18 protein-coding genes and 1 CRISPR repeat array are annotated in these 23448 nt (G+C 44.9%); of the genes, 8 read left to right on the forward strand and 10 right to left on the reverse strand.

Annotated features, from left to right (window positions below):
* Positions 1–373 precede the first annotated feature (373 nt).
* The 10 genes from CVT49_15715 to CVT49_15760 all read right to left on the reverse strand — a co-directional run bounded on the left by CVT49_15715 (position 374) and on the right by CVT49_15760 (position 9759).
* A complete protein-coding gene (locus tag CVT49_15715) occupies positions 374–1735 on the reverse strand; it encodes a hypothetical protein (protein PKK82031.1) in 1362 nt (453 codons plus the stop codon).
* 35 nt (positions 1736–1770) lie between these two features.
* The gene (locus CVT49_15720; GenBank protein ID PKK82032.1) at positions 1771–3924 is read right to left on the reverse strand and encodes a hypothetical protein; all 2154 of its coding nucleotides are present in this window, start codon (positions 3922–3924) and stop codon (positions 1771–1773) included.
* Between the two features lie 27 nt (positions 3925–3951).
* The gene (locus CVT49_15725) at positions 3952–4824 is read right to left on the reverse strand and encodes a hypothetical protein (GenBank protein ID PKK82033.1); all 873 of its coding nucleotides are present in this window, start codon (positions 4822–4824) and stop codon (positions 3952–3954) included.
* A 500-nt stretch (positions 4825–5324) separates the two neighbouring features.
* Positions 5325–7163 carry a hypothetical protein gene (locus tag CVT49_15730; protein PKK82034.1) on the reverse strand — a complete coding sequence of 613 codons (1839 nt, stop codon included), beginning with the start codon at positions 7161–7163 and terminating at the stop codon, positions 5325–5327.
* A 302-nt stretch (positions 7164–7465) separates the two neighbouring features.
* On the reverse strand, positions 7466–7672 hold the full coding sequence (locus tag CVT49_15735; protein PKK82035.1) for a hypothetical protein: 207 nt from the start codon (positions 7670–7672) through the stop codon (positions 7466–7468).
* 8 nt (positions 7673–7680) lie between these two features.
* Positions 7681–8208 carry a hypothetical protein gene (locus CVT49_15740; GenBank protein PKK82036.1) on the reverse strand — a complete coding sequence of 176 codons (528 nt, stop codon included), beginning with the start codon at positions 8206–8208 and terminating at the stop codon, positions 7681–7683.
* 53 nt (positions 8209–8261) lie between these two features.
* Positions 8262–8489, reverse strand: a complete 228-nt coding sequence (locus CVT49_15745) for a hypothetical protein (protein PKK82037.1) — start codon at positions 8487–8489, stop codon at positions 8262–8264.
* Positions 8490–8500: 11 nt separating this feature from the next.
* Positions 8501–9007 (reverse strand): hypothetical protein, encoded by a 507-nt coding sequence (locus CVT49_15750; GenBank protein ID PKK82038.1) that lies wholly within the window; start codon positions 9005–9007, stop codon positions 8501–8503.
* A complete protein-coding gene (locus tag CVT49_15755; protein ID PKK82039.1) occupies positions 9000–9299 on the reverse strand; it encodes a hypothetical protein in 300 nt (99 codons plus the stop codon). The genes CVT49_15750 and CVT49_15755 overlap by 8 nt, the downstream gene beginning before the upstream one ends.
* Positions 9283–9759 carry a hypothetical protein gene (locus tag CVT49_15760; GenBank protein PKK82040.1) on the reverse strand — a complete coding sequence of 159 codons (477 nt, stop codon included), beginning with the start codon at positions 9757–9759 and terminating at the stop codon, positions 9283–9285. The genes CVT49_15755 and CVT49_15760 overlap by 17 nt, the downstream gene beginning before the upstream one ends.
* 732 nt (positions 9760–10491) lie before the next feature.
* Between CVT49_15760 and CVT49_15765 the strand changes: the two genes are divergently transcribed.
* From CVT49_15765 to cas2, 8 genes are all read left to right on the forward strand, one after another.
* Positions 10492–15600 (forward strand): hypothetical protein, encoded by a 5109-nt coding sequence (locus CVT49_15765; GenBank protein PKK82041.1) that lies wholly within the window; start codon positions 10492–10494, stop codon positions 15598–15600.
* Between the two features lie 97 nt (positions 15601–15697).
* Entirely contained in the window at positions 15698–16513 is an 816-nt protein-coding gene (locus CVT49_15770) for a hypothetical protein (GenBank protein ID PKK82042.1), read from the forward strand.
* A gap of 623 nt (positions 16514–17136) precedes the next feature.
* Positions 17137–19446 carry a type III-A CRISPR-associated protein Cas10/Csm1 gene (gene cas10, locus CVT49_15775; protein ID PKK82043.1) on the forward strand — a complete coding sequence of 770 codons (2310 nt, stop codon included), beginning with the start codon at positions 17137–17139 and terminating at the stop codon, positions 19444–19446.
* A gap of 10 nt (positions 19447–19456) precedes the next feature.
* The gene (locus CVT49_15780) at positions 19457–19963 is read left to right on the forward strand and encodes a hypothetical protein (GenBank protein ID PKK82044.1); all 507 of its coding nucleotides are present in this window, start codon (positions 19457–19459) and stop codon (positions 19961–19963) included.
* Positions 19964–19972: 9 nt separating this feature from the next.
* Positions 19973–20641, forward strand: a complete 669-nt coding sequence (gene csm3 / locus CVT49_15785) for a type III-A CRISPR-associated RAMP protein Csm3 (protein ID PKK82045.1) — start codon at positions 19973–19975, stop codon at positions 20639–20641.
* Positions 20638–21546 (forward strand): hypothetical protein, encoded by a 909-nt coding sequence (locus CVT49_15790; protein ID PKK82046.1) that lies wholly within the window; start codon positions 20638–20640, stop codon positions 21544–21546. Before csm3 ends, CVT49_15790 begins: the two co-directional genes overlap by 4 nt.
* Positions 21547–21557: 11 nt before the next feature.
* Positions 21558–22532, forward strand: a complete 975-nt coding sequence (gene cas1, locus CVT49_15795; protein ID PKK82047.1) for a CRISPR-associated endonuclease Cas1 — start codon at positions 21558–21560, stop codon at positions 22530–22532.
* A gap of 4 nt (positions 22533–22536) precedes the next feature.
* Positions 22537–22821, forward strand: coding sequence for a CRISPR-associated endonuclease Cas2 (cas2, locus tag CVT49_15800; GenBank protein PKK82048.1), 285 nt, complete (start codon positions 22537–22539; stop codon positions 22819–22821).
* Between the two features lie 182 nt (positions 22822–23003).
* Positions 23004–23351: direct repeats of the CRISPR family, unit length 37 nt; unit sequence GTTAGAAACCTCTCCCTGATGAATAAGGGATTAAGAC.
* The last annotated feature ends 97 nt before the right edge of the window (positions 23352–23448 follow it).

Below are 23448 nucleotides of genomic sequence, written 5' to 3' on the forward strand. Positions count from 1 at the left end.
CCATGACGCCTTGGGCGGTCTCCCTCCGACGGTCTTCCGTGAACAACAAACTGTCAAAAACTCTACTTATGAAGTGTCCACTTGACAGGGAAGCTTACGTAGTCAATAAAAATTGCTTATCCGGAGGGCGTAAAGCCCACTGCCGGTGTGCATCATACAGATTTGTAGGCATGAAAACCTCCTGTTTTTGGATTGTAATGGTGCGATTTTTGATTTTGACTGTTTCAGCCTAGGGTATTCAGGAGGGAATTCAACTGCCGGGAAAGGCTAATTGGTCAGCCATATTTATGACTGAACACTGAACGAAAGGTAGCTCAATATGCCCGGACTTGTCAAAATCCCAGGCAAATGCCGATTTCGATATAGCAAGACCCTATTTTGTATCAGACATACTAAATTCAACTTGGTATCCTACCCAAACGGCAACCGGCCTCCCATTTTGTATGGCAGGCGTGAATTTACATTTATATGCTGCCTTTAATGCCGCTTCATCAAAACCTGCCTTGGAGCCGGACGACTTTAATACCATAGCGTTACGCACGTTGCCGTTCTTATCGACCAAGGCCTTAACCCAGACGACCGCTTTCACACCGGCTGTCTGTGCCAGACGAGGATACTCCGGCGGATGTTCATAAATCATTTCGGCCGTGATTTCGACCGGAATGAATTCGTCAGGGCTTGGAAGTACCTCCTCTTCATCAATTTTTATTTCTGGATCCTCTTGGAGTTGATCAGCAGATTTGACATCAACGGTTGGAGGTAGCGGTAATTCTCGGCTCACTCTTTCTACCTCAACTGGGGCATTGACTGATGGTTTTTTCGCAATAGCAGGCGGCGGTCCAAGGTCCGCGATTGTTTTGATTCTAACAACTTGTTCAGGAGATTGACTGGATGCTTCTGGAACCGACTGTCTTTCAATTTCGGGACCTTCCAAATTTCTGACAGCGAAAGAGACCTGAGAGGTATGATCGGCATTCAAGCCAGCGCGAGAGCCCGGCCTGTGTGTTTCTTTTCCCCATTCAAAATTGAAACCGATCGACACATTGAGACCGAATGGAAGTCGGGTTAGATCATTTGACCACACCGTGCAACCTTGTGCCTTGTCGTTTATGCCGAACAACGGATCGATATTATGAACTCCCAGCCCCTTCACATACAGTTTCCGCAGTTCATTTAGCGTTGGAAGCCTCCAGCCATTCCCCAAAGAGGAAATTGAAGAGGAAGCATCAAACCAGTTCATTGTTTCCTGAAAGATATACCATTCGAGATTTGTTTCAGTGTCGTCAATATACCCTTCTGTCGTCTTCTCAAAGCGGCTGGTCCCGGTCTCAAGATCGATGACCAAGCTGCCCTCCCGTGTTACAGCCAGATCAACGGCGAGAGGGACCGTCAGCAATTTGGTTTCTTCCGCTGGTCCACTCTCAATTGTATCACATCGTGCTGCTATCCATTTTTCTCCCTCAATTGTAATAACATATTTGGACTGAGGGAACATTCCCCGCAATGTAAAAACCCCCTCTTTGTCGGTATCAGCTTGAACTGCTTCATAACCCTTGATCGCCTCGATCTGATTGGCCTTCACCGTGACATTTGCCAGAGGAAACCCATTGACATCAATTACTTTACCGTCGATTGAAGAGACACTTCTGCTTCCACAGCCAATCAGCATGAAGGGAGTGATGGCCGTCAGAAGGCCCATTACAGTAAGTAGTTGTTTCATTTTTGTCTCCTTCACCAGTACTTCTCCTGCCGTGCGAACACGTCAACCGATTATTGTGCTACCGGCTCGCTCCAAACAAATCGTCCACCCCGATCCATATAACCCTGCGTATCCAACTTTCTGACGTAAACCAAACTGTCATAGACTCTACCGGGGAAAATTAGCATCGGCTGGATGACGAAAGCTCCGTCGTGGTTGATATATCCGAATTTTTCATTCTTACTGACGCAAGCGAGTCCATTGGTAAATACCGCCATCTTTTCAGTAGGAAAATTATCAAATTCAATCGGGATTACTACCTTGCCGGTCGTGTCAAGAAAGCCGCGTCTGCCGTTGATCTCTATCATTGCCAGTCCCTCAGAAAAAGGGCCGCAATCATCGAATTGACAGTCTATCACTGTTCGCCCTGCGGTATCGATATATGCCCACCGTTCGCCCAAGCTAACACACGCCAGTCCCTCAGAGAACTCAAAAGCCAAGTTGTATTTCAATTCGTCAATGATTTCCCCGCTTCTGTCAATATAACCATACTTGCTGCCGATACAGACCAACGCTCTACCGTCGTGGAATTTCCCTGCCTCTCTGAACCGCGGCCGTACAACCATAGCCCCCGTCGTATCAATATAACCCCATTTTGTATCCACTAGCACTTGCGCCAGTCCTTCGCTGAAATCACCTGTTAGATGATACGTCGGTTCGCCAATCAGTCTACCCGCTTTATCAATGAAACCGTACTTATCACCGATCTTAACTTGAGCCCGACCTTCATGGAAATCATGGACTTCATGAAATCGATAATCGACGACCAAGTCACCGCTCCAGTCAATAAAACCCCATAAGCGGTGGCCCATCGTCTTAGGGGATACAGCGGCCATCCCTTCAGAAAAATTTCTAGCCTCAAAATATCCCTCGCCGGGGAATTCGAATCCTATTCCATCAATATAGTTATAAGTCTCGTCTGGTCGTTTTATAACTGCAAAGCCGTTTTTGAAATCATAAGCTCCTGCAAAATGTGGTTCAATTACCACATTTCCAGATTGATCGATGTAACCACATTTGTTCTCAACCCGGATGGGATAGAGCGAACTGAACTCTTTCCCGCCCAATGGATAACTAATAATCGGCTCAATAAGGCGCAGGCGACCGGTTCTATCAATGTACCCTTTCTTGCCACCAAGAATACCACCACCGCGCAATGCAGGCCAACCGCCTATTGTCACTGTGGCGAAGCCGTTCTCAAAAGGCCATGCGTAAGAGAACTGCGGATTGATAAAGAATTCACCTCTTCTGTCAATATAGCCCCAGTTGCCGCCAGATACTGTGGCCGCAAGATACTGGAGCGAACACTTACCACCAATATTAACTGGTGCATAACCTTCGGAGAAGTTCCCGGCGCCATCGAATTGCTGCGGAATCACTGTATTACCGTTTCCATCAATATAGCCCCACTTGAGATTTCGCATTACTGGAGCGAGCCCTTCCTTGTAATATCCGACAGCCTCCCAGCTCGCATCTATAACTACTTCCCCCTGTTTATTCATGAATCCCCAAAGGAATCCAACACGAACCGGCAGGAGTCCTTCATTACATTGGGTGGACGGAGTCTCAATACGAATCACTACATCGCCAGATCTATTTATGTACCCGTACCCAGCATCAAGTTGCACGTTTGCCAGCCCTTCACGAAATGGGCCTGCATACTTGAAGATAGTGTCGACTACTAGTTTCCCCAGTGAATCAATATAACCCCATTTCTCTCCAACGCACACAGGTGCCAGCCCGTCAGAGAAAGTTCCGGCATATCTGTATTGCGGTTCGACAATGGTATTGCCTGATCTGTCAATGAAGCCCCATTGATCATTATTCTCTTTCAATATCGAAACAGCGGCCAGACCATTACCTGAAAAGCCCCCGACCGAATTGAATTTGGGTTCGATGACCACGTTGCCGGTAATGTCAATAAAGCCCCACTTTCCTTCAGTTTCTACGGCAGCCAATCCACATTCGAACCTGCTGGTATATTTATACTCAGGCTGTACGATTATGTTGCCTCTTTCATTAACGTATCCATATCTGCCAGCGATTTTGATGGGCGTTATTAAACGGGGGGACTGTTCGGCCTTATTGCTATCGTTATCGCCACAATGTAAAGAGTGAAGAGCCAGTACTAAAACAATGGATATTGTCGCATACTTAGTCATCATAATGAACCCTCCGTGGCCCTGTGCACTTTACAACCTCGATAGATAGCTTGAAAAACAATCCCGACACAATCCAGTCTGACGACATTCATCGCTCGTCTTCCAGTCCCCCGTCAGCTTGTCATCACATACAATGCAATTTGCGGGATTCGTCGGGATGACCTGCTTAATCTTCTCTCGTATTCTCTGAAGATCACCAACCGATGCTGAACCGAGTACATAGGATCTCTCTCGCCCCTCGACTATGGCATCTGCAACCTGATTGAACAAGCCTGGCTCGCTGATGTCATCATCACTTGGCATCCCGAGGCTGCGAAGTCCCTCTTTGTAAAGTCGACTTGTGAGAATGTCAATTCCGATTAAGCCGAGTACTGTTCCCCAGCCTCCGATTCCAACCACTTTCACCAAATCGAGAAGATTCTCGAGAATCGCCTTGAAGCTATCCGTTCCGAAATTCTTGCCAATTAGGATTACGATCACTACGAAGGCGACTATCGGGAATGAACTGACAATCTCGATCCATGTGTAGTAGGTCTTAATCCTTGCTGGATCTCGGTAAAGCAGTTTTAAGAGAAATGATACCGCCAACGCCGCAATTGGAGGTGTCACAGCAAGGAGAACATGCCACGAGACCCCCGATCTAACGACATCCCAACCACTGGGCTTAGCCAGGACAAGATCAAGCCATGGGAGAAAGAACGAGACTATAACTACCCCAGAGCAGAGCTGAATGAGACCGAAATACATTGATGGAAGCAACTGCTGGTCACCCCTGTGGCTCGGTACGGAAGCTGCTAGAGTAGATTGTGTTGGGGTTCCGCACTTGCCACAGAACTTGTCGCCCTCAGCAAGTTCATTGCCACATTTGACACAAAAAGCATTTTCTGGCTCACTATCAGGCATCACTGGCGTCCCATTTCCCCATATGTAATCTCAACACAGGACTTGAACCGTTATTGGTTATGTTTCCAGCGTAACCAAATATGGAATATTAATTATCTCTCGCCCATTGTCAAGAAGAAAAGAGGAGCCGGAGCGGGGGCCATATTTAAGGGCATGTGACCGTATGCCTCCCTAGCTAACATTTTTCTAACATAATTAGCCAAAACAGTAGATAATAAGAGAAAACACCAGACAATTGGCTCAAGCTAAGTTGTTGCTACTATTGCCTCTTAGTGTCTGGTGCTTTCTACTGTTTGGACTTCTGTACAGGCTCATAACCCGAAGGTCGCAGGTGGGGGGAATCGAACCCCCGACTCGCGTTGTGGGACAAGGCTTTACACCTCATTGTGACCAAGTTGTGACCGTTTTTTCTCCGTTTCACTCTCATCAATCCCGAGGCCTATTCCCGTGGGGGATGAGGCTTCGGTTGGCCGGTTGCCTTGAATCGTTAGGCTTTGGTTTCACGGCAACAACCTGCCTTTGAGGAACTCAAGAGCTTGCCGGACAGTTGCCTTGCTCGCCTGCGTATCTTGAAAAACGTCAAAGCCATGAGGCGCATCCGCCAGTTCGATGTACTCAGTGGTTATTTGGCTTGAGCGTGCTTGGGCGACGAAATTGTCTATAGTTGAGCCGGGGATTAGTTGATCGCTCCCGGCCTTCACCACGAATAGCGAGAGAGTCTTAGGCCAAACACTTGGAGTGGCAGATTTAAAATCCGAATACATGAATACGGCTGCCTTGAAGACATCCCGAAAGGGCAATTTTTCGTCCTGAAGCGCTTTGATCGCTGGTGCGCCCTGGCCTGAGCAGGCCCAGAACCCAATACGTGTGAGATCAAGGCCGAGCAAATCTTTATTAGCAGCCAAGAAATCAAAGACACGGTACGAGTTGTCAACAGGCGCATCTCCAGCTTGAGCCGATATGGCGATCATCCCTGAGGCAGCGATTAGTCTCACCCAGTCCATCTGTTGAGGTATGTCTTTGTCAAACTCGTCCGTTTCTTGAAATCCATGTGCCAGGATAACAATTGGCAGTTTAGTTTCAAAGTTGTAGTTGGGAGGATAGTAGATATCCACTTTCAGGTTGTTGTGATAGGCCAGTTCATTGGCGAGGAGGACTTCATCCATTTTCGGTAACGTGTACACAACATTGCCGGGATATGGCGTTTTCCTAACAGGTTTGTTGATTGCCAAGATCACTTCGGGCGGTTTTGACAACCGAGGGGCGGCAACCGGTGTGGGGGTCCTTGTGGTGGGAACAGAAGTCGATGTCGGAACTGCCGTCGCTGTGGATTCGAGCGCAGGAGTCAGAGCCGCACTCTTGACCGAGCCAAACTCAATCGGCACCCAGACGTATCCGCCTGATCCTTCAGCACGTATTCTGCCGATTCCTGGAAACGGAAGATGCATCCCCGCAACGAACACCCTTTTGTCTGCCGCTCGTTTGAACAGCGCCTGCCTCGTGGTGACTGCTTGCTTCTGATCAAGATCAAAGTCAATGGCAACATCGGGGCGCGGGAACTGAACCGCCATGCAGTGCACCAAATCCCCCGTGATCCACAGCGATTCACCTGCCGAGCCAACTTCGATAGTCGTATGACCCGGAGTGTGCCCCGGAATCAGTCTCGCATTGATGCCGGGGAACAGCTCTTCGCCATCCACGAAGGTTTTCCATCTGCCAACAGCGATCTGCGGATCGGCAAGATCATGAGCCATCTTGAAGAACACCTTCTCTTCGGCAGGCGCCTTTTCCGCCTCGGCGGGAGAGAGCCAGAAATCGCTCTCCGCTTTGGCGACATAGATGGTTGCGTTTGGATAAGGCGATTTGCCCTCCCTAACGATCAAACCTCCGATATGATCACCATGCATGTGGGTGATGATCACAGCGTCAACCCGAGTTGTGTCGTATCCTGAAGCTTTGAGGTTCGGCACGACACCGCCAAGTTCCGGACCGAATATGTTGCCGGCTCCCGCATCCACCAGCACCAGCTTCGAGCCAGTATTGATCAGATAGGCATTCACCGCAGTATGAATCTTAGCAGTGTCGGCAAACATCCGTCTGAGCAACGTATTGATTTCGCCCGCCGATGTGTTCTTCAGCAGACCCGGTTCAAGTTCAATAAACCCGTCGGAAAGAGCCGTCACCTCGTACTGCCCCAGCATCATCCGATAGTACCCTGCCACTTGACTCCCGACAATGGGAGCTTCAGCTCGAACACCCGAGTACGAACAACACAACGACAATGCAACCGCCACGCCAACCAACCAGTCACCGCGGCGAAGAGAGATTCGATTAATCATGAGTATATATCCTCTACTCCAAAAATAGGTACACCTCACCCATCCCACCAGCGCCGATCTTTTTGATGATCCGGTAGTGTCCGACCTGCGTGTTTTTGGTCAAGACAATGAATGATTGTGTCAGATCATCATTTGGTTCGTCTATAGACATTTTATTATTTTATTAAATATTTTAGAATAATACAAAGATATGTTTAATCATTACATAAAGCAAATAAATTGCTCAGTAAATATATCCTGATTTTGGAGCACATATCTGTTCACAAGTCTCCAGCAAGTCGCTTAGTAATTGTAATATATTTTTATACAATTTTGACATTTATCTTCCTTCCGTCTCTCCCATTATTGGCTTTCTTTTCCACCCACTTCTCCACATCTTTCTCCTTAAACCGCACGAACTTGCCGATTTTGACATGTGGAATAAACCCCTGGTGCGTCCACTGGTAGATTGTCGAGGGCTGCACGCCCAGGACTTCGGCTATTTCTTGCGGTGTCAGGAGCTTTTCCATAAGTCAGGTTATTTCTTTTTGCGTTTCTTTCTTTTCTTGCGGTCCCAGTCGAGAATGCTCTGCATGCCTCGATTCAGCGCACCCATCTTTCTCTCCAGCTGGGCACGTTTTTTCCGGGAGCGGGTCCGCCACCTTTGCTTCTGCCATTCGGGAAGTTTGGATATGGCCGTGAATAATGCCCACCACCGAGACTTGCCTTCCTGCTGGCTTTCGTAAGAAAGGTTGTGACAGACTCGACAGGCGAAATAGATTTCATCAGATGGCAGATATAGTATCCGGCATCGTCGGCCGCAAGCAGGGCAGAAGAACCACCACCGTTTGCCGCCATAGTTGCAGGGGGTCGATTCATAACGAATTGAGTAATCTTGCTTCGTTGATTCACCGGTGCTGCTTTTGGATGAAGTGTAATACAGCCTGATCCGGTCCGGCGGGCAGATGTCCAGACCAACTGAACTGTGCTTGCCCCACGAACTTTTCCAGGACATTGTCGTCTGCCAGTCCCAATCCATGATGTATTTGCTGGTCAGATATGACATATCCAAACGACAGCAGGATTCCGTCGTTCGCTTCTTAAACCAGACGCCACGCCCTACTGCCATATTTCAAACTCCAGACTTTTCGAAATCAATAGGGTTTCCTGAAATCCCGGAAAGTCGGTATTTTCGCCTAATTTGTTGAGAAATAACCTCTTAAGAAAAAAACGGCCGATTTCAGTATTTGCCACCCATAAAGAGCTTGCAAAATGTCGGAAATGGCCGAAATTGGCTGGTTTTGAGCCCCCTGTTTCGAGCCAATCTTTTGTTATTTCAAGTATCATTCCCCAATCCTTCATTTCAATTCACAGCTTTCTGAGCGCTTGTTTTTGACCGGGGGGCAGTTTGATACCGGTTGACCCTCGTTCGTCGATTCTTGACCCGTTTTACTGCCATTTATAGAAGCAAAAGGACTATGATTGCGGGACATCTCAACCAGTCTCTGACGCTCCTTTTGGCTGACTTTTCGTTTTCGTCTTGGTTTGGCGTATTCTGCGATGATATGAAACTGCTCCGGGTCGAATATGAAGATGGCCTCACCGTTGTCGCTCCAGTTATGAACCTCGATCTCCGGCTGTTCCTTGTGAAGGCGGCTTCGAATCCCTGCGCCGTTACACAGGAAAGCCAGCCGTCTGTCCGAGAAGGGGTAGATGTCACCGTATTTACAGGGAATCAGGTAATACCAGGGATCTTTCCTGCTTTCACCTTCGCAATCGGCCGCTTCGTCGAGGTCAATCTTGAACCTGTCACCGTATTGTTCTTTAAGGTTTATTGGATTCGGTGCATTCGGATTTTCATACATTTTTATTTTTTATCCCCCCGTATTTTAAGTTTGTTCGCATTGCCAGGAATTGGTTTGCCTCAAAAGGCTGTGATTTATCGAAATTTTTGAGTCGTGAATTTTCTTGTAAGCTATAATTCCCTAACAAGATACAATCATCAAAACCAGGTAGTAGGTAAGAAGTAATAAGAAATAAGAAAAGAGTAGTTAGTAAAGAGGAAAAAGCAGGAAGATAAATAGAACCAAATCTTGATTTAAAACAGAAATCAAAGGTCTTAGAAATTTTCGGCATCGCTTTAATGTGAATCATCATCTTTAATATTCCCCAAGATTGATTTGACAATTGAGTATTGAAGAAATTCAGGCATCAGCTTGCGGTCTTCGAATCTTCTCTCCGAGTCACCCACCAATATTCTGAATTTCCTGTTTGTGAAAACAGACCTGACCATTCGTTGACCATTTTCGGGAGGTGCACCGTTGGCAATCGCCCAGTTTTGATAATACTTTGTCCGATAACCTCTTGCTCCTTTTGGATAGGGGCAGGGCAGAAATAATTCAAAGCCATCATGCTTGCCACCACACAACCGAAATTGGATCAGGAGCTTTCTTTCGCCTCTGTAATTTGTGATGTCAGTCTTGAAGCAAATGGCAGCATATTCACCGGGCTCTATAAGTGGTCGACTTTCTCCAGCGCATGGGCAGTCGTCTTCCAGGTCCTCAGCTGTCAACATGCGGTCGTCTTCGTCCCAGATATGTTCGATGGCGTCATCCATTTATTTTAGTGCCTATTTTTTGATCTCTGGTCATATCATTTCTCTTTTTTTATATATGTGCACTTATGTGCGCTCCCGGCCTATCATTTTCGAGAAAGGAGGGCGACAGTCGTTACCCCCATCCCCATTCGTGAATAAGGCTATATTGGATTTTTTTGCTGAGTGAAAGCCGCTTTTCTTGCCAAAAGGGCTTGACAAGGTCATTGTGTAATATTTCATTAACATTGAGGGCACACGTCCTCTTACAATGTTACATTGTGGGGCCGGAGGATTGCCTCCAAGCTGTCTCCGGCCTTTATTTATAGCCAATATATCTATTGTCCAAGATAACTCAAGTTTGAGACTTTTTCATACCACTTTTTTATTTTTTTAAAACCATCCATAACCAATTATCGCCAATAGTCTTACAGCAGCATGCGATCAATTTTTGAATTTTTTTCGGGGGGTATAATGAATGATAATCAGATTTAATATTTGAAGTCAAGCACTATCCCTGAGACGATTAATTATCGGTAACATATTGTTCATTTTCTAATCATACAGATAGTTGCGATGTCAACAGGATTCAGGACTGAATTTACTCTTGAAAATAACAGGGATAGAGGATAAATGCTACCCTGTTAAATCTCCACTCTTGACAAGATCAGCCTATCCATTATATTTCAACAGACTGGACAGCTGGGAGTCGGCATCAAACTAAGTCTTAAGGTCTTCCTGTCGGAGGGAAATAAAATGAAAATTGTTATAGTCCTTATTTGGGCAATAGGCCTATCGGTTTGTTTTTTTGGCGTCCTTTCGGCCACCACAATCAATGTCCCCAGCGATCAGCCGACAATTCAGGCGGGGATTGATGCCGCGGTCAACGGAGATATTGTTTTGGTTGCGCCGGGTACTTATGTCCGGAATTTAAACTTTATGGGAAAAAAGATAGTCCTCACCTCAAGCGGAGGCAGAGAAGTAACATTTATAGAACCGAACGATCCTAATTATCACATTGCATCATTTATCTCCAATGAAGATACCAATTGCGTTATAGAGGGGTTTACTATTAGAAATTCCGAAAATGGATATGGTATTTACTGTAATTCTTCATCTCCAAAAATCCAGAACTGCGAAATTTGTAATTGTAATTATGGGGGCGATGGAGCAGGCATTTGGTATCAAAATTCAGGTGGGATTCTTAGAAATAACTTGATTCACAACAATGTTGGAGGTTCCACGGGCGGTGGGGTCGGAGGGCAGGGCTCACAGGCGTTGGAAATAGCCCATAATGTTATTTATAACAATGCTGCAGCGAATGGCGTCTCAATCGGATTTATTGGGGCAACAAGCAATAAAAATATACACCATAATACAATTTACGGAAATTATGGTGGAGGCTATGTCTCGGGACTTTATATAAATGGGACAAATAGCTTAATTCATAATAACACAATTCATAATAACACAAGGGGAGTTACACTATTAAATGGTTCCGGTATTGATGTCAGGAACAATATAATAGTAAAAAATACAAATGAAGGGCTTTCGCCGGTGACTGCCACATATGATTACAATGATGTTTGGAGCAATGGCTCTGCCAACAATCCGGGACCTAACGGAATCTCAGCTGATCCTTTGTTTGTTGCTCTTCCCGACAATACTTGCGCGCTTCAGGAATTATCTCCTTGTATTGATGCGGGTGATCCCGATCCACAATATAATGACCCGGATGGCACAAGAAATGACATCGGAGCCTTATATTATAACCAAGCCTATTCGGGCCCACTATGGTACGTTTCGATTTTAGGAAATGATGAAACAGGCGATGGCAGCCTGGAATTTCCGTATGCCACCATTCAAAAGGGTATTGATTTGGCAACAAGCGGCGATACTGTCTTTATTATGAATGGGACATATATTGGTCCGGGGAATCGTAACTTAGTAATGAAAAACAAGGCCATTTCTATTATTGGTGAAGGCGGGCCGGATAGCGTCATTATCGACGTCGAAAATAGCGGTCTCGATGGCTTGAAAATGACTGCAGATTTGGAAATTACCGGCCCTATCAATATAGAGAATTTATCAATTATTAGAGCCGTAAATGGAATTATATTTTATAACGAATATTGGTTGATACCGGAGCAGCTAATTATCTCAAACTCGGCTTTTAACCAATGCTCTGAATGGGGTATTAAGGCAGAATCTTCTATTGGAATCATATGGCAGCTAAGCAATTGTTTGTTTTCTAATAATGAGTCAGGCCTAAAATTAATAAATGGTGAATTAGATAGCTGCATCTTTGAGAATAACATCAATATTGCTCTTGATATATTGGAATCAGCAAATTTATCAGGAAACCAGTTTAGTAATAACTCCATAGCATTTTATAGGCCCTTTCGAGGCAATTTGGGAGAGGCATATATTTCAAATACCATATTTAATGGAAATGAGACTGCCATCTATGGTTCGGCAATTGCTACAAATTGTGATTTCTTTGGGCATAGTAATGCTGTTATTAGGATGGGAAGCTATGTGGTAACTGAAATAACAAATTCCCGCATTATTAATAACTTTGGTGACATTGCTAATCTGGGGTCTCTGAGCGAAGATGATCCAGGATTATATATCAATAAATGCATTATTATGGATAATTATGGAGGTATACGGGGCTACGAAAGTCCAGACAATCATTATTACTTTCAGATGGATAGTTGCATCTATGCGCGAAATAGTAATCCAATATTAATGAATCAGGCTTCTTTCTGGGGTGCTAAAATTTATAATTGCTCATTCATAGCGAATGATAGTGGGGCTATTTATTGCAAAAATCTATATAATTCCTTACACAGAGTTACAGACTGCATATTTTATGATAATGACAAATATGCTATCCGTGGTGATACGATACCAGATCTGCCTTCTATTTATGTGATTTCCTGCAACGATTTCTATAATAATGAGATTGATTTCATTGGAATCCATGATCAAATCGGGCTCAATGGTAATATCTCTCGTGATCCGCGGTTTTGCGATATTACTTCGGATTCATTATTCATAGCTTCCAATTCGCCTTGTGCGCCTGAAAATAACAGTTGCAGCACCCTTATTGGAGCGTTCCCGGTTGGTTGCGGTGAAATTTACAAGACGTACTATGTATCGATTGCCGGAAGTGATTCAACTGGTATTGGAAGCTATGAAAAGCCTTTCATGACCGTTCAAAGAGCCGTCAATGATGCGGTAAAAGGCGATACCGTTATGGTAATGGCGGGGACCTACCCTGAGCATATAGTCATAAAAAAGGGAATTACTCTGTCATCTTCGGATGGCAGTGACGCGACTATTTTATCCGGAACGCCCGGTCACCGGGTAATAACGCTTGATTATGCCACGGACACGGTCAGAATCAATGGTTTCAGTATAACCGGAGGTAATCCAACCGATGATGCGGTCTATGGAGAATATGGCGGTGGTCTCTTGTCTGTTTACTCACTATCAATTATTGAAAACTGCGAGATATACGGCAATAATGCCCCCGATACAGGCAACGGCGATGGTCTTTCATACAGAGACTGGTCATACTGCAAAATAATAAACTGTCACATTCACGATAATTCATCGAATACCGACGGCGGTGGGGTCATGATAAGCGATCCGGCAGGCGGGGTCGTCATGGGTAATATTATTGAGAATAACCAAAGCAATAACAACTGCGGCGGTTTATATATCGATGCCTTCGAGTATTGGTACAGGTGGATCTATGTAACAAAAAATACTATTGTAAATAATGTCAATGGAAGCCAGGGGGCCGGGATTCAGGTCAGAAAGGTCAATGGGTATCTTCATAACAATATTGTCGCCTTTAATTTCCCCTATGATTCCGCCTTATATGACGGCAGTCATGCTGTTTGGGCCAGTCTGTGCACGCTAAATGTCGATTGTAATGATCTTTATGGCAACAAGGGAAATAATGACTATAATTTAATCGATGTCGATCTGATTGCATCTACCACTGTTCCGGGGTTGAACGACCTTTTCCTCAATCCGTTATTCTGCTATCCTGATACCGGTAATTATAATATTTACTCATCTTCTCCTTGCGCCCCGGATAATAATAATTGCGGGACACTAATTGGAGCGCTTGATATCGGCTGTATTAACTTTATTCCTGAGATAGTCTCGAGCCCGGAAGTCGAAGTCTATGAGGATTCTTTGCTGGTTTATAGAGTAGCGTATTTCGATCCGGACGGACCCGATACGATAATTACATTTTATGATTATCCATCATGGTTAATACCGGATGCAGATTCTATATATGGAATACCAACTGAGGGAATTGGTGATACGAGTTTTATGGTCACGGTATCAGACGGTTACAATTCAGATACTCTGGAAGTTCTAATCGATGTAATACCAGTTAATGATCCGCCTGTAATAATACCAATTGACCCGCAGGTTGTCTATGAAGGCAATCATCTTGAGTTTGTTATGTATTCTTCGGATGTTGACAATATGACTCTTTATCTATCTGTGGAAAATCCACCGGAAAATTCTGATTTTATCGACAGCGGCAATGGTAATGGGTTGTTTACTTTTGATCCTGATATAGATCAGGCTGGTGTCTATAATATTCTATTTATAGTAAATGACGGCGAGTTGGCCGATAGTGAAACGGTCGAAATAACAGTCTATGATTCCGATCCTGTTATTCAGCAAGTTATAATTGATGGGCAGACCGAGCCGACCCATGTCATAAATAATGCCCCATTAATTGAATGGGTCTATACCGATCCGCTTGAGTCGAAGGCTCAAACCAAGTATGAAATTGCCGTCGGGGATGATAATGACTGGACCTATGCCGAGATGTGGAACCCGGCCCCGGTTCAATCTTCAGATACATTTGTCGTCTATAACGGCTCCCCATTAATTGACGGGGCAACATACTATTTGAGATTACGTGTCCATAATGGTGAGGTGTGGTCCAGTTGGTATTACACTTCTTTCCACATGAACAGCGTTCCGTCAATTCCGGTTCTTTCAAGTCCGATTGCTGACGTTATTGTGACCGATGTCCAACCCTTCCTCTATCTCCAGAACTCCACCGATGCCGAAACCGATGACACCCTGACCTATGAGTTTGTTGTTGCCAATGATACCACCTTTGGGGAGCCTGATCCGATATACGAAGACGGTATTACTGAGGGCACCGACTCAACTGGTTGGCAGGTGACTGAGCCACTCAACGAAAACTGGCACTATTTCTGGAGTGCCCGGGCTTTCGACCAGTATGAATATTCCGAATGGAGCGAATCGCAGACTTTCTGGGTCAATGCCGTCGAGGAGGCGCCGTCCGCTTTTCAGGCAAATTATCCCCCGGATACCGGATATACACATATTGTCGATATGCTGACCAATTTTTGGTGGGTGCCGTCACAGGAATATGACCCGCTCGATTCGGTCTACTACACTCTTTGTATCGCCCTCGACAGCAATTTCAACTTTGTCAATACCATCGACAGCATCTGGGCCACTGAATATACTCTGACCCCTGATGACAGCCTCAGTTTCGGCACCCGTTACTGGTGGAAGGTCAAAGCGACCGATAATACCGGGAGATTCATCTACAGCGCCAACCGGCCCGATTTCCGCACCTGGATGCTGGGTGATGCCAACGGCGACAACAGTGTTAACATTCTCGATGCAACATTCCTAATCAGCTACCTTTACAAAGGCGGCAACGCCCCCTACCCGGCAGTCATGGGCGACATCAACGGCTCCTGCTCGACTAATATCTTGGATGTGACTTACTTAATAAACTATCTCTACAAATCCGGCCCAGTGCCAATGGTGGGGTGTGGGTGAGCAAAGAAGACTTGGAAAATATATTTTTACATTTTAGCATAATATTAAAGATATAGGCCTTGTTGGCTCTGACCAAAATCAATCGGGGGGTAAAATCATGAAACGAGCATTAACGGCACTTTTGGGCACTATCATTTTAACCATTCCTGCAGTATCATTTGCAGGCAACTGCGGGGATGTCAACAATTCCGGCTCCATCAACATTCTCGATGTAACTTATCTAATCAATTACATTTATAAAGGTGGTCCTGGGCCGGACTGCGGAGAGACAACGGGAACGGTAACGGACATAGATGACAATACTTATCCGACGGTCAAAATCGGTGATCAATGGTGGATGGCTGAGAACCTTAAAGTGACCCATTATCGCAATGGCGACTCCATTCCCAATATCACCGATGGTGCTGCATGGGGTTGGCTGACGACTGGAGCCTATTGCGAATATGATAACGATATAGCCAATGTTGCTGTTTATGGGAGATTGTATAACTGGTATGCTGTCGATGACAGTCGTAATATAGCGCCTGCAGGCTGGCATGTTCCCAGTGATGATGAGTGGAAACAATTGGAAATATATCTTGGTTTGAGTCAGGCAGAAGCCGATGCCGAAGATTGTCGTGGAACTGATGAAGGCAACAAGCTAAAAGATACTGGCACAACGCATTGGTGTATGAACATGGGCGCTACTAATGAAAGCGGTTTTACCGCACTTCCTGGCGGTTACCTTGACAGCCATGATGGGCCATGCGTCGGCATGACCTACGATGCCCTCTTTTGGTCTTCTACAGAGTACGATAGTATCGACGCATGGTATCGACGACTGTATTGCGGATGGTCGTCAGCAGTCTGCCGCTATCACAGCCTCGATAAAAGTAAGCGATACGGCTTTTCGGTTCGCTGTGTCAAGGATTAAGGGAATACTTATTCAAGCAATCCTGAGATATCAGGGCTCTTGGGTGAGAGCTGTGGTATCCGCCGCAAACGCCAATGGAGGGAGATCATTATATAGGAGGATTAAATTAATGCCTAATCTGGCACGGAAACCTTTTTTATAGATACCCCACAAAACATACTGCAGTTATAGGCCGAGTCAGTCGAGGCTTTCCCAGTCTACCTTTTTATGAAAAATTTATAAAAGTTGACAGACGGCGCATATCTATCAGATCGGCAGGGGTATCGGTCGTTATACCCATCCCCCATTGGGCGGCATGTTTGTAACGCCAATCAGATCGAAAGCCTTGATCCTTTAGGTCAATATATCTTGTTCTAAAGTACATTTCAAACTCTGGACAGCTGGGAGTCTGTTTCAAACAGAATAATATTGGTTTTAAAATCGAATAAAATACCTACCGCCACGCCTTTTTTTCTACAGAAATGTTGACAACCACTGAAATTGGCTTAAATTAAATTACTTAGATCCAAAGTCGGTATGATCTAAACACATATTGTAGACTGTGAAAAACAATATGTAAAATGTCCTAATTATCTAAATGTAGATTCGTCTTTGTTTGGCGGGAACCCGGGAGACGTAACAGTATGTATAATCAAATTTTACTGGGGGCTTTATTACATGATATTGGCAAAGTCGGCCAGAGGTCATTTTCCAGTGGCAGTGGGCTTTCAAAACAATCCTTGAGCCTAAAAGAGTATATTTGTCCACAGGATAAAAAAGGGTATAGGTCTCATCTTCATGTACTTTATACAAATGAGTTTTTTGAGCAAATTAAGGAATTTCTGCCTGATTCCTTTTCCTATGCAGAAATAGCCAATTTGGCTTCTTATCACCATAGACCAGCAGACAAAAATCAGGAAATAATAACTACCGCAGACAGGCTTTCCTCAGCATTGGAGCGAGAAGCCCTGGAAGTCGCCGATATCCCGGGTGATTTTCGAGCGGTTCCCTTAAGACCGGTCGCGAATTACATCAATATCAAAAATAGCGTAGGCAATTCGGATGACTACATTTTACCGTTAGGGAAATACTCCAGTAATTCCATTTTCCCCTTCAGGCTCAATGAAAGCAAGGGTCTTCAAGATTCTTATATGGAAATCTGGAATGGACTGATCGAGACAATCTCGGGTGCCAGCATAAAAGACCCCATAAAATACACCAATACACTTCTATCAATATTGGAAAAATACCTTTGGGCGGTTCCTTCAGCTACAAATGTCGAAATACCCGATATCTCCCTATTTGATCATATGAAGACGACCTCGGCAATTGCCGGATGTTTATACCTCGCAGAGGCGTCCAAAGAACCATTTGTTCTTGCGGCCGGGGAATTTGGTGGAATTCAAAAATATATTTTTAACCCGAAACCCGGGTCGGGCCAACTTGCTAAGGCAATAAGGGGCCGGTCTTTTAAGGTCAATACCTTATCTGATTCAGCGGCTTTCACAATTCTCCATAAATTAAATCTGGCATTGAGCCATATGGTTTTGTCCGCTGGTGGCAAATTTCTCTTATTATTACCAAATAACGATAAGACTATACGGGCGTTAACACAAACAAAACAGGCTTTACACGAATGGATTCTGAATGAGTATTTTGGCGAATTAAGGTTTAATCTGGAATGGATCGAGGCTTCGAAATCCGACATCAAAGATTTTCCCGGGACATTAACTCGGTTGAACGACTCTTTATTGGACTCAAGCTTGCGTGGACTTATTCAATTGAAAAACCCGCAGGGGTGGGAGGAAACAAAATGGTTGGGACCGATTTTTGAGGGCCGCTATGAGGACTTATGCCGGTCATGCCAATCTAAGATAGCAGAGAATGAAAGATCTTTATGTGCGGATTGCGATAATGATAGGGAAATCGGTTCAGATTTTGCTCGTTCAAATTTTCAGTCATTTAGTTTTCAACCTGATCTAAAATATAAACTGCCGTTTGATACAAGCTTTGATTTGAGGAGTAAAATCTCGGAAAATGAGAGGTCGGCCGACATCGTTATTGAATTCAAAGGCGAAATAAGGCAGAAATTTGATACCCCATTTTTTTCAATCCTGAAAAACAATTATGTCCCGCTGACAGAAGATGGCAGTATCCTCGATTTTGAGAAGATCGCGGGGCAATCCAATGGAAATAAGCAACTGGGCTATCTAAAGGCCGACATTGATAATCTGGGTTATATCTTTGCTCGCGGTCTCGCCGATAGCGGGAATAATTCTGACAGAAAGTCCATATCGCGTTTGGCCACCTTGAGTCGGTCATTGGAATATTTTTTCTCGGGGTTTATTTATTATTTTCTTAAGAATGATTATCCCCATACTTATACAGTGTTTTCAGGAGGGGATGATTTGCTATTCATAGGACCATGGGACAAGATCTTCGCCCTCGCATCGGATCTCCATTCGAAATTCAAGGAATTTACCTGCAACAACAACTCATGGGGGCTTTCGGCGGGGATCGCCTTGGCCGGACACCACACCCCTTTGTTGAGCGGGTTGGAGATGGCCAACAGAAGCCTATCCGCTTCAAAAAAATTAGCTGGTAAGGATTCTATTACCGCCTTTTCCACAACCCTGAAATGGGGGCAGTTTGAAGATGCCTTGAGTCAGGCCGAAAATCTTATCGGCTGGTATAATAATGGCGTGATTAACAGTGCAAAAATCTACCGATTGTTGCACTATGCTTCTCAACTTGATGATTTCAGGCAAAGTGGTAACACTACTCTTTTGCGGGTAATTCCGCAGATGATTTATGATTTGAAACGAAACTGGCAGGAGAGAGAAGATATTCAGCGACAGGCCAAAGCATGGGCGCACGCTTATACTAATCCGGAATACAAAGATTCGCCACTCTTGTCATTTATCTGTCAATATGTGATTAATAAAATTAGATAGGGGAACCAATATGGGAAAATGCAAAGTATGTGGGGGAAATACGCTGGGCGACTATGAGTATTGCCTGAAGTGCAAACCCTCAACAGGCAGACAACGGGGCTATGCTCCCCAGTCGCGCGAAAGACCGGGTTTGCCTTCTCACTGCGTTTTTAAGGACAGTTTCTATGAACCTGACGGATATCTAAAAAGGGAAGTCAATATTGAAGCTGCCGAGGCTATGTCTGAGATATTGCAAAGAGAGAGAATGACTCAGGCATCAATCCGGAACCTATTTAACTCGGTAAATTCAATAAAAATGAAACTTAAGACGGATCGAGACCTTCCGTCCGGTTTTATCCGCGAGAATTTTCTTAAATTCGTTACGCAGGTCGAATATCAATCCAAACGTGACGTGATACCGGAGATTTTTCGAATTTTTGTAGAAATCCACACAGATTTGGTTGTCAAAGACAAAAAAGAATTCCTGGGATTTGCAGATTATCTGACGGCCATTGTTGCCAGAATGAAACAAAAGTAGGAGGTTGCAATGCAACTTGAAAGATATCTCGAAATAGAGGGCCAGATAACATGTCTGGCCGGCCTGAAAATTGGCGGGACCAAAGAAACCATCGGTATTGGCGAAACCGATAAGCCCATTATACGGCACCCGGTTAATCGCCTGCCGTATATACCCGGTTCGTCTCTAAAAGGTAAGTTAATATCCCTTTTGGAAATAAAAGACAGCCCAAGAAGCCAGCAATCCGGAAGACCATGCGACTGCGGTAATTGCAAAATATGCATATTATTCGGGAGAGGTGATCCGCGGGAAAGTTCACAGCCCACCCGCCTTATTTTCAGGGACGCGCAAATGAGTGAAAAAACAAGAGAATTGCTGGAAGAAGCACTTCCCGGATCCTATGCCGAGATCAAGACCGAAATCCAGATGGACAGGAAAGAAGGAAAAGCCGCCCAGCGAGCCCTAAGACAACAGGAAAGAATCCCCGAGGGCTCAATATTTGATTTTTCCATCTCGATGCGGATTTTTGACGTGGATGTTCCAAGTATCAAGGAGTATCTGAATTATTTTGCCGACGCTTTTGATTTGCTGGAAAAAGACTACCTTGGCGGCAATGGATCCCGGGGTTACGGAAAAGTGAAGTTTACCAGTGCCGACGGCAGACCAATCAGTGAATACCTGAGAACCATGAAGTTATGATGCAGGATTATCTACTTAAAATCAGGCTGTTATCCCCGGTCGGGACTCCTTGGCATTCCGATACTATTTTCGGCCATCTCTGCTGGCAGGTCGCTTATGGGGTGATCGATATCGGCATCGACCAGTTCCTTGAACCCTTCAGGAATGGGCGCGCACCCTTTGTCCTTTCCGATGCATTTCCTGCTAATCGCCTTCCGCGCCCGCTTTTGAATATCGAATTTACAACAACAGGGACACTCGAAGAATATGTCGAATTCAAACACAAGAAGAAGGCCCCTTTTGTTGGAAGCGATGATTTTCTTCAGATATGTCGCGGACAAATGCCCTGTGATCAGGCATTTGATGACAGCCCATGGATAACAGGGTCAACCCTCCATGCATCGCTTGACCGCATCAAGTTCACGACCGGCCATGAAGGAGCGCTATATTCTACCGATTTTTCTTTGCTGGATACAGAAGACTCAATTATTGATATTTACATAAGATGTGATGAGGGATGGATTGATAAAGTTATGGCGCTTGTTGAAGCCTGCTCGAAAAGTGGTTTTGGGCGCGATAAATCGATTGGAATGGGAAAATTCGAAGTGGTAGAATATAAACCGTTCGAAGAGTTCAAGATTTTGAAGGATGCCAATGGCTTTGTCAGCTTGTCGTCCATGGTGCCGGCAAATGACGATCCGCCCGACGCCCGATACAGACTGCGCACGAAATACGGCAAGATCGGAGAAGGCGCCGGGCGCAATCCTTTCAAACGGCCGCTCCTTCAGATGGAACCGGGGGCAGTTTTCAGGACCGATGACGGGGTCAGGGATTATTATGGAAGACTGGTTGAGGGAATCGCACCGGGTGACAACCGTGTCGTGCAAAATTGTTTTTGTTTGCCTATTGCTTGTGTGATTGAATAGGCGGAGATACCATGTCGGTACTTTATGTAGTGGAGCAGGGAGCAGTACTCCGAAAAACCGGAAAACGGATAATCGTGGAAAAAGACGGCAGCCAACTGGCCGAAGTTGAAGTGAATCGACTGGAAGCGGTTCTCATATATGGTAATATACAATTTACGACGCAGGTTGCCCGGCTTCTTCTGGAAAACGGTATAGAAATGGCTTTGCTTTCTGAATCCGGGAAACTTTATGGGCAGTTGACTCCGCCAATGGGCAAAAATGTGCATCTCAGACAAAATCAATATTTAATGCTGGCCGATGGCCAAATACTTTTAAATCAGGCTAAATTACTGGTAAAAACAAAAATAGAAAACTCTCGAGAAGTCCTGAAGCAGTTTAGTTACAACAACCGCCAATTGGTTCTATCGGCTGAGACCGCAGAGCTGAGCAGGTTTTACGGTCTGGTTGATGCCGCTGGCTCGTTATCGGAACTAAATGGGATTGAGGGCTCGGCCGCGCGGGTTTATTTCGGCGGTTTCGGCAAGAGTCTCAAGACAACATCCGGTTTTGCGGGCCGCACGAAACGGCCGCCCCGCGACCCGGTCAACGCCCTGCTTTCATTTGGATATGTCCTCTTGAATTCCATTATTCAATCGTCGCTTGATGGCTGCGGTTTCGATCCCTACCTCGGGATTTATCATAAAATTTATTATGGCCGCCCATCGTTGGCTCTGGATCTCCTCGAAATTTTCCGTGCCCCGGTGGTCGATCGCTTTGTCAACCGCGTTTTCAATCTCGGTATTTTTAAGAACGAGGATTTCCAAATGACAGTGCAGGAAGGATGCCGATTAAATAATCAGGCCCTTAAGAAATTCTTTATTAACTGGGAGAAATACCTGACCAGGATAGAATTCCGCGATAGCCTGGAAAAGCAGATAAATTCATTGCGCTATTATTTTATGAACAGAACCGCCTTTCCGGAATATTATCTTTTTAAGGCAGGGTAGCGCTATGCACTATATTGTGACTTACGATATTGCGGATAATAAGACGCGTCTTAAAACCTCGAAAATCCTCGATGATTACGGAGACCGTGTTCAGGAATCTGTTTTTGAATTGCCCAATCTGGATGTTAAAATATGGAATAAATGTCTGAATCGACTGGAAAAACAGGTTATTCTGGGTGATGGCGATTCCATACGTATTTATATATTATGTGAGGGGTGTCGGCAGAGAACCATTGTTCTTGGAATCGGGGTCAAGCCGTTTGATGATCCTGATGTTATTGTTATATAGGCATTTGGAAACCTGCGAACGGCTGTAAAAGTGCGCAGATTCACAGTTTTTATATCCTGTTCTTTGACAATTAAATACATTAATTATAGCATAGCGGGAAAGCGATTGGAAGACGGCAAATTCAGCGGTTTACAGAATTATGATGATAAGGCAATATAATATAATCATTTATATGAGGCTTAGTTAGAAACCTCTCCCTGATGAATAAGGGATTAAGACAATCCGATTTGGCATCTAGTACTCACTTTAATTCTCCTTGTTAGAAACCTCTCCCTGATGAATAAGGGATTAAGACGCGTTCACAACTTCTATCAATAACGCCACCGCCTCATCGCGGTTAGAAACCTCTCCCTGATGAATAAGGGATTAAGACATTAATTTCCCAATTACGAGATATATAAACGTCTATATTACATTGTTAGAAACCTCTCCCTGATGAATAAGGGATTAAGACGATTGTGTTGTTCTTGCTTGAATTGATCCATTGCATGGGGTTAGAAACCTCTCCCTGATGAATAAGGGATTAAGATGAAGTTCCCCCGATTTAGTGGACACGGAGAAAGGATACTATTATTATGATTCTTTCTCATCCTGAGTCCCGAAGGACAGGAGGTGTTCAGATGTTGA

The organism is candidate division Zixibacteria bacterium HGW-Zixibacteria-1, assembly GCA_002838945.1.
Taxonomy (GTDB): Bacteria; Zixibacteria; MSB-5A5; order GN15; family PGXB01; genus PGXB01.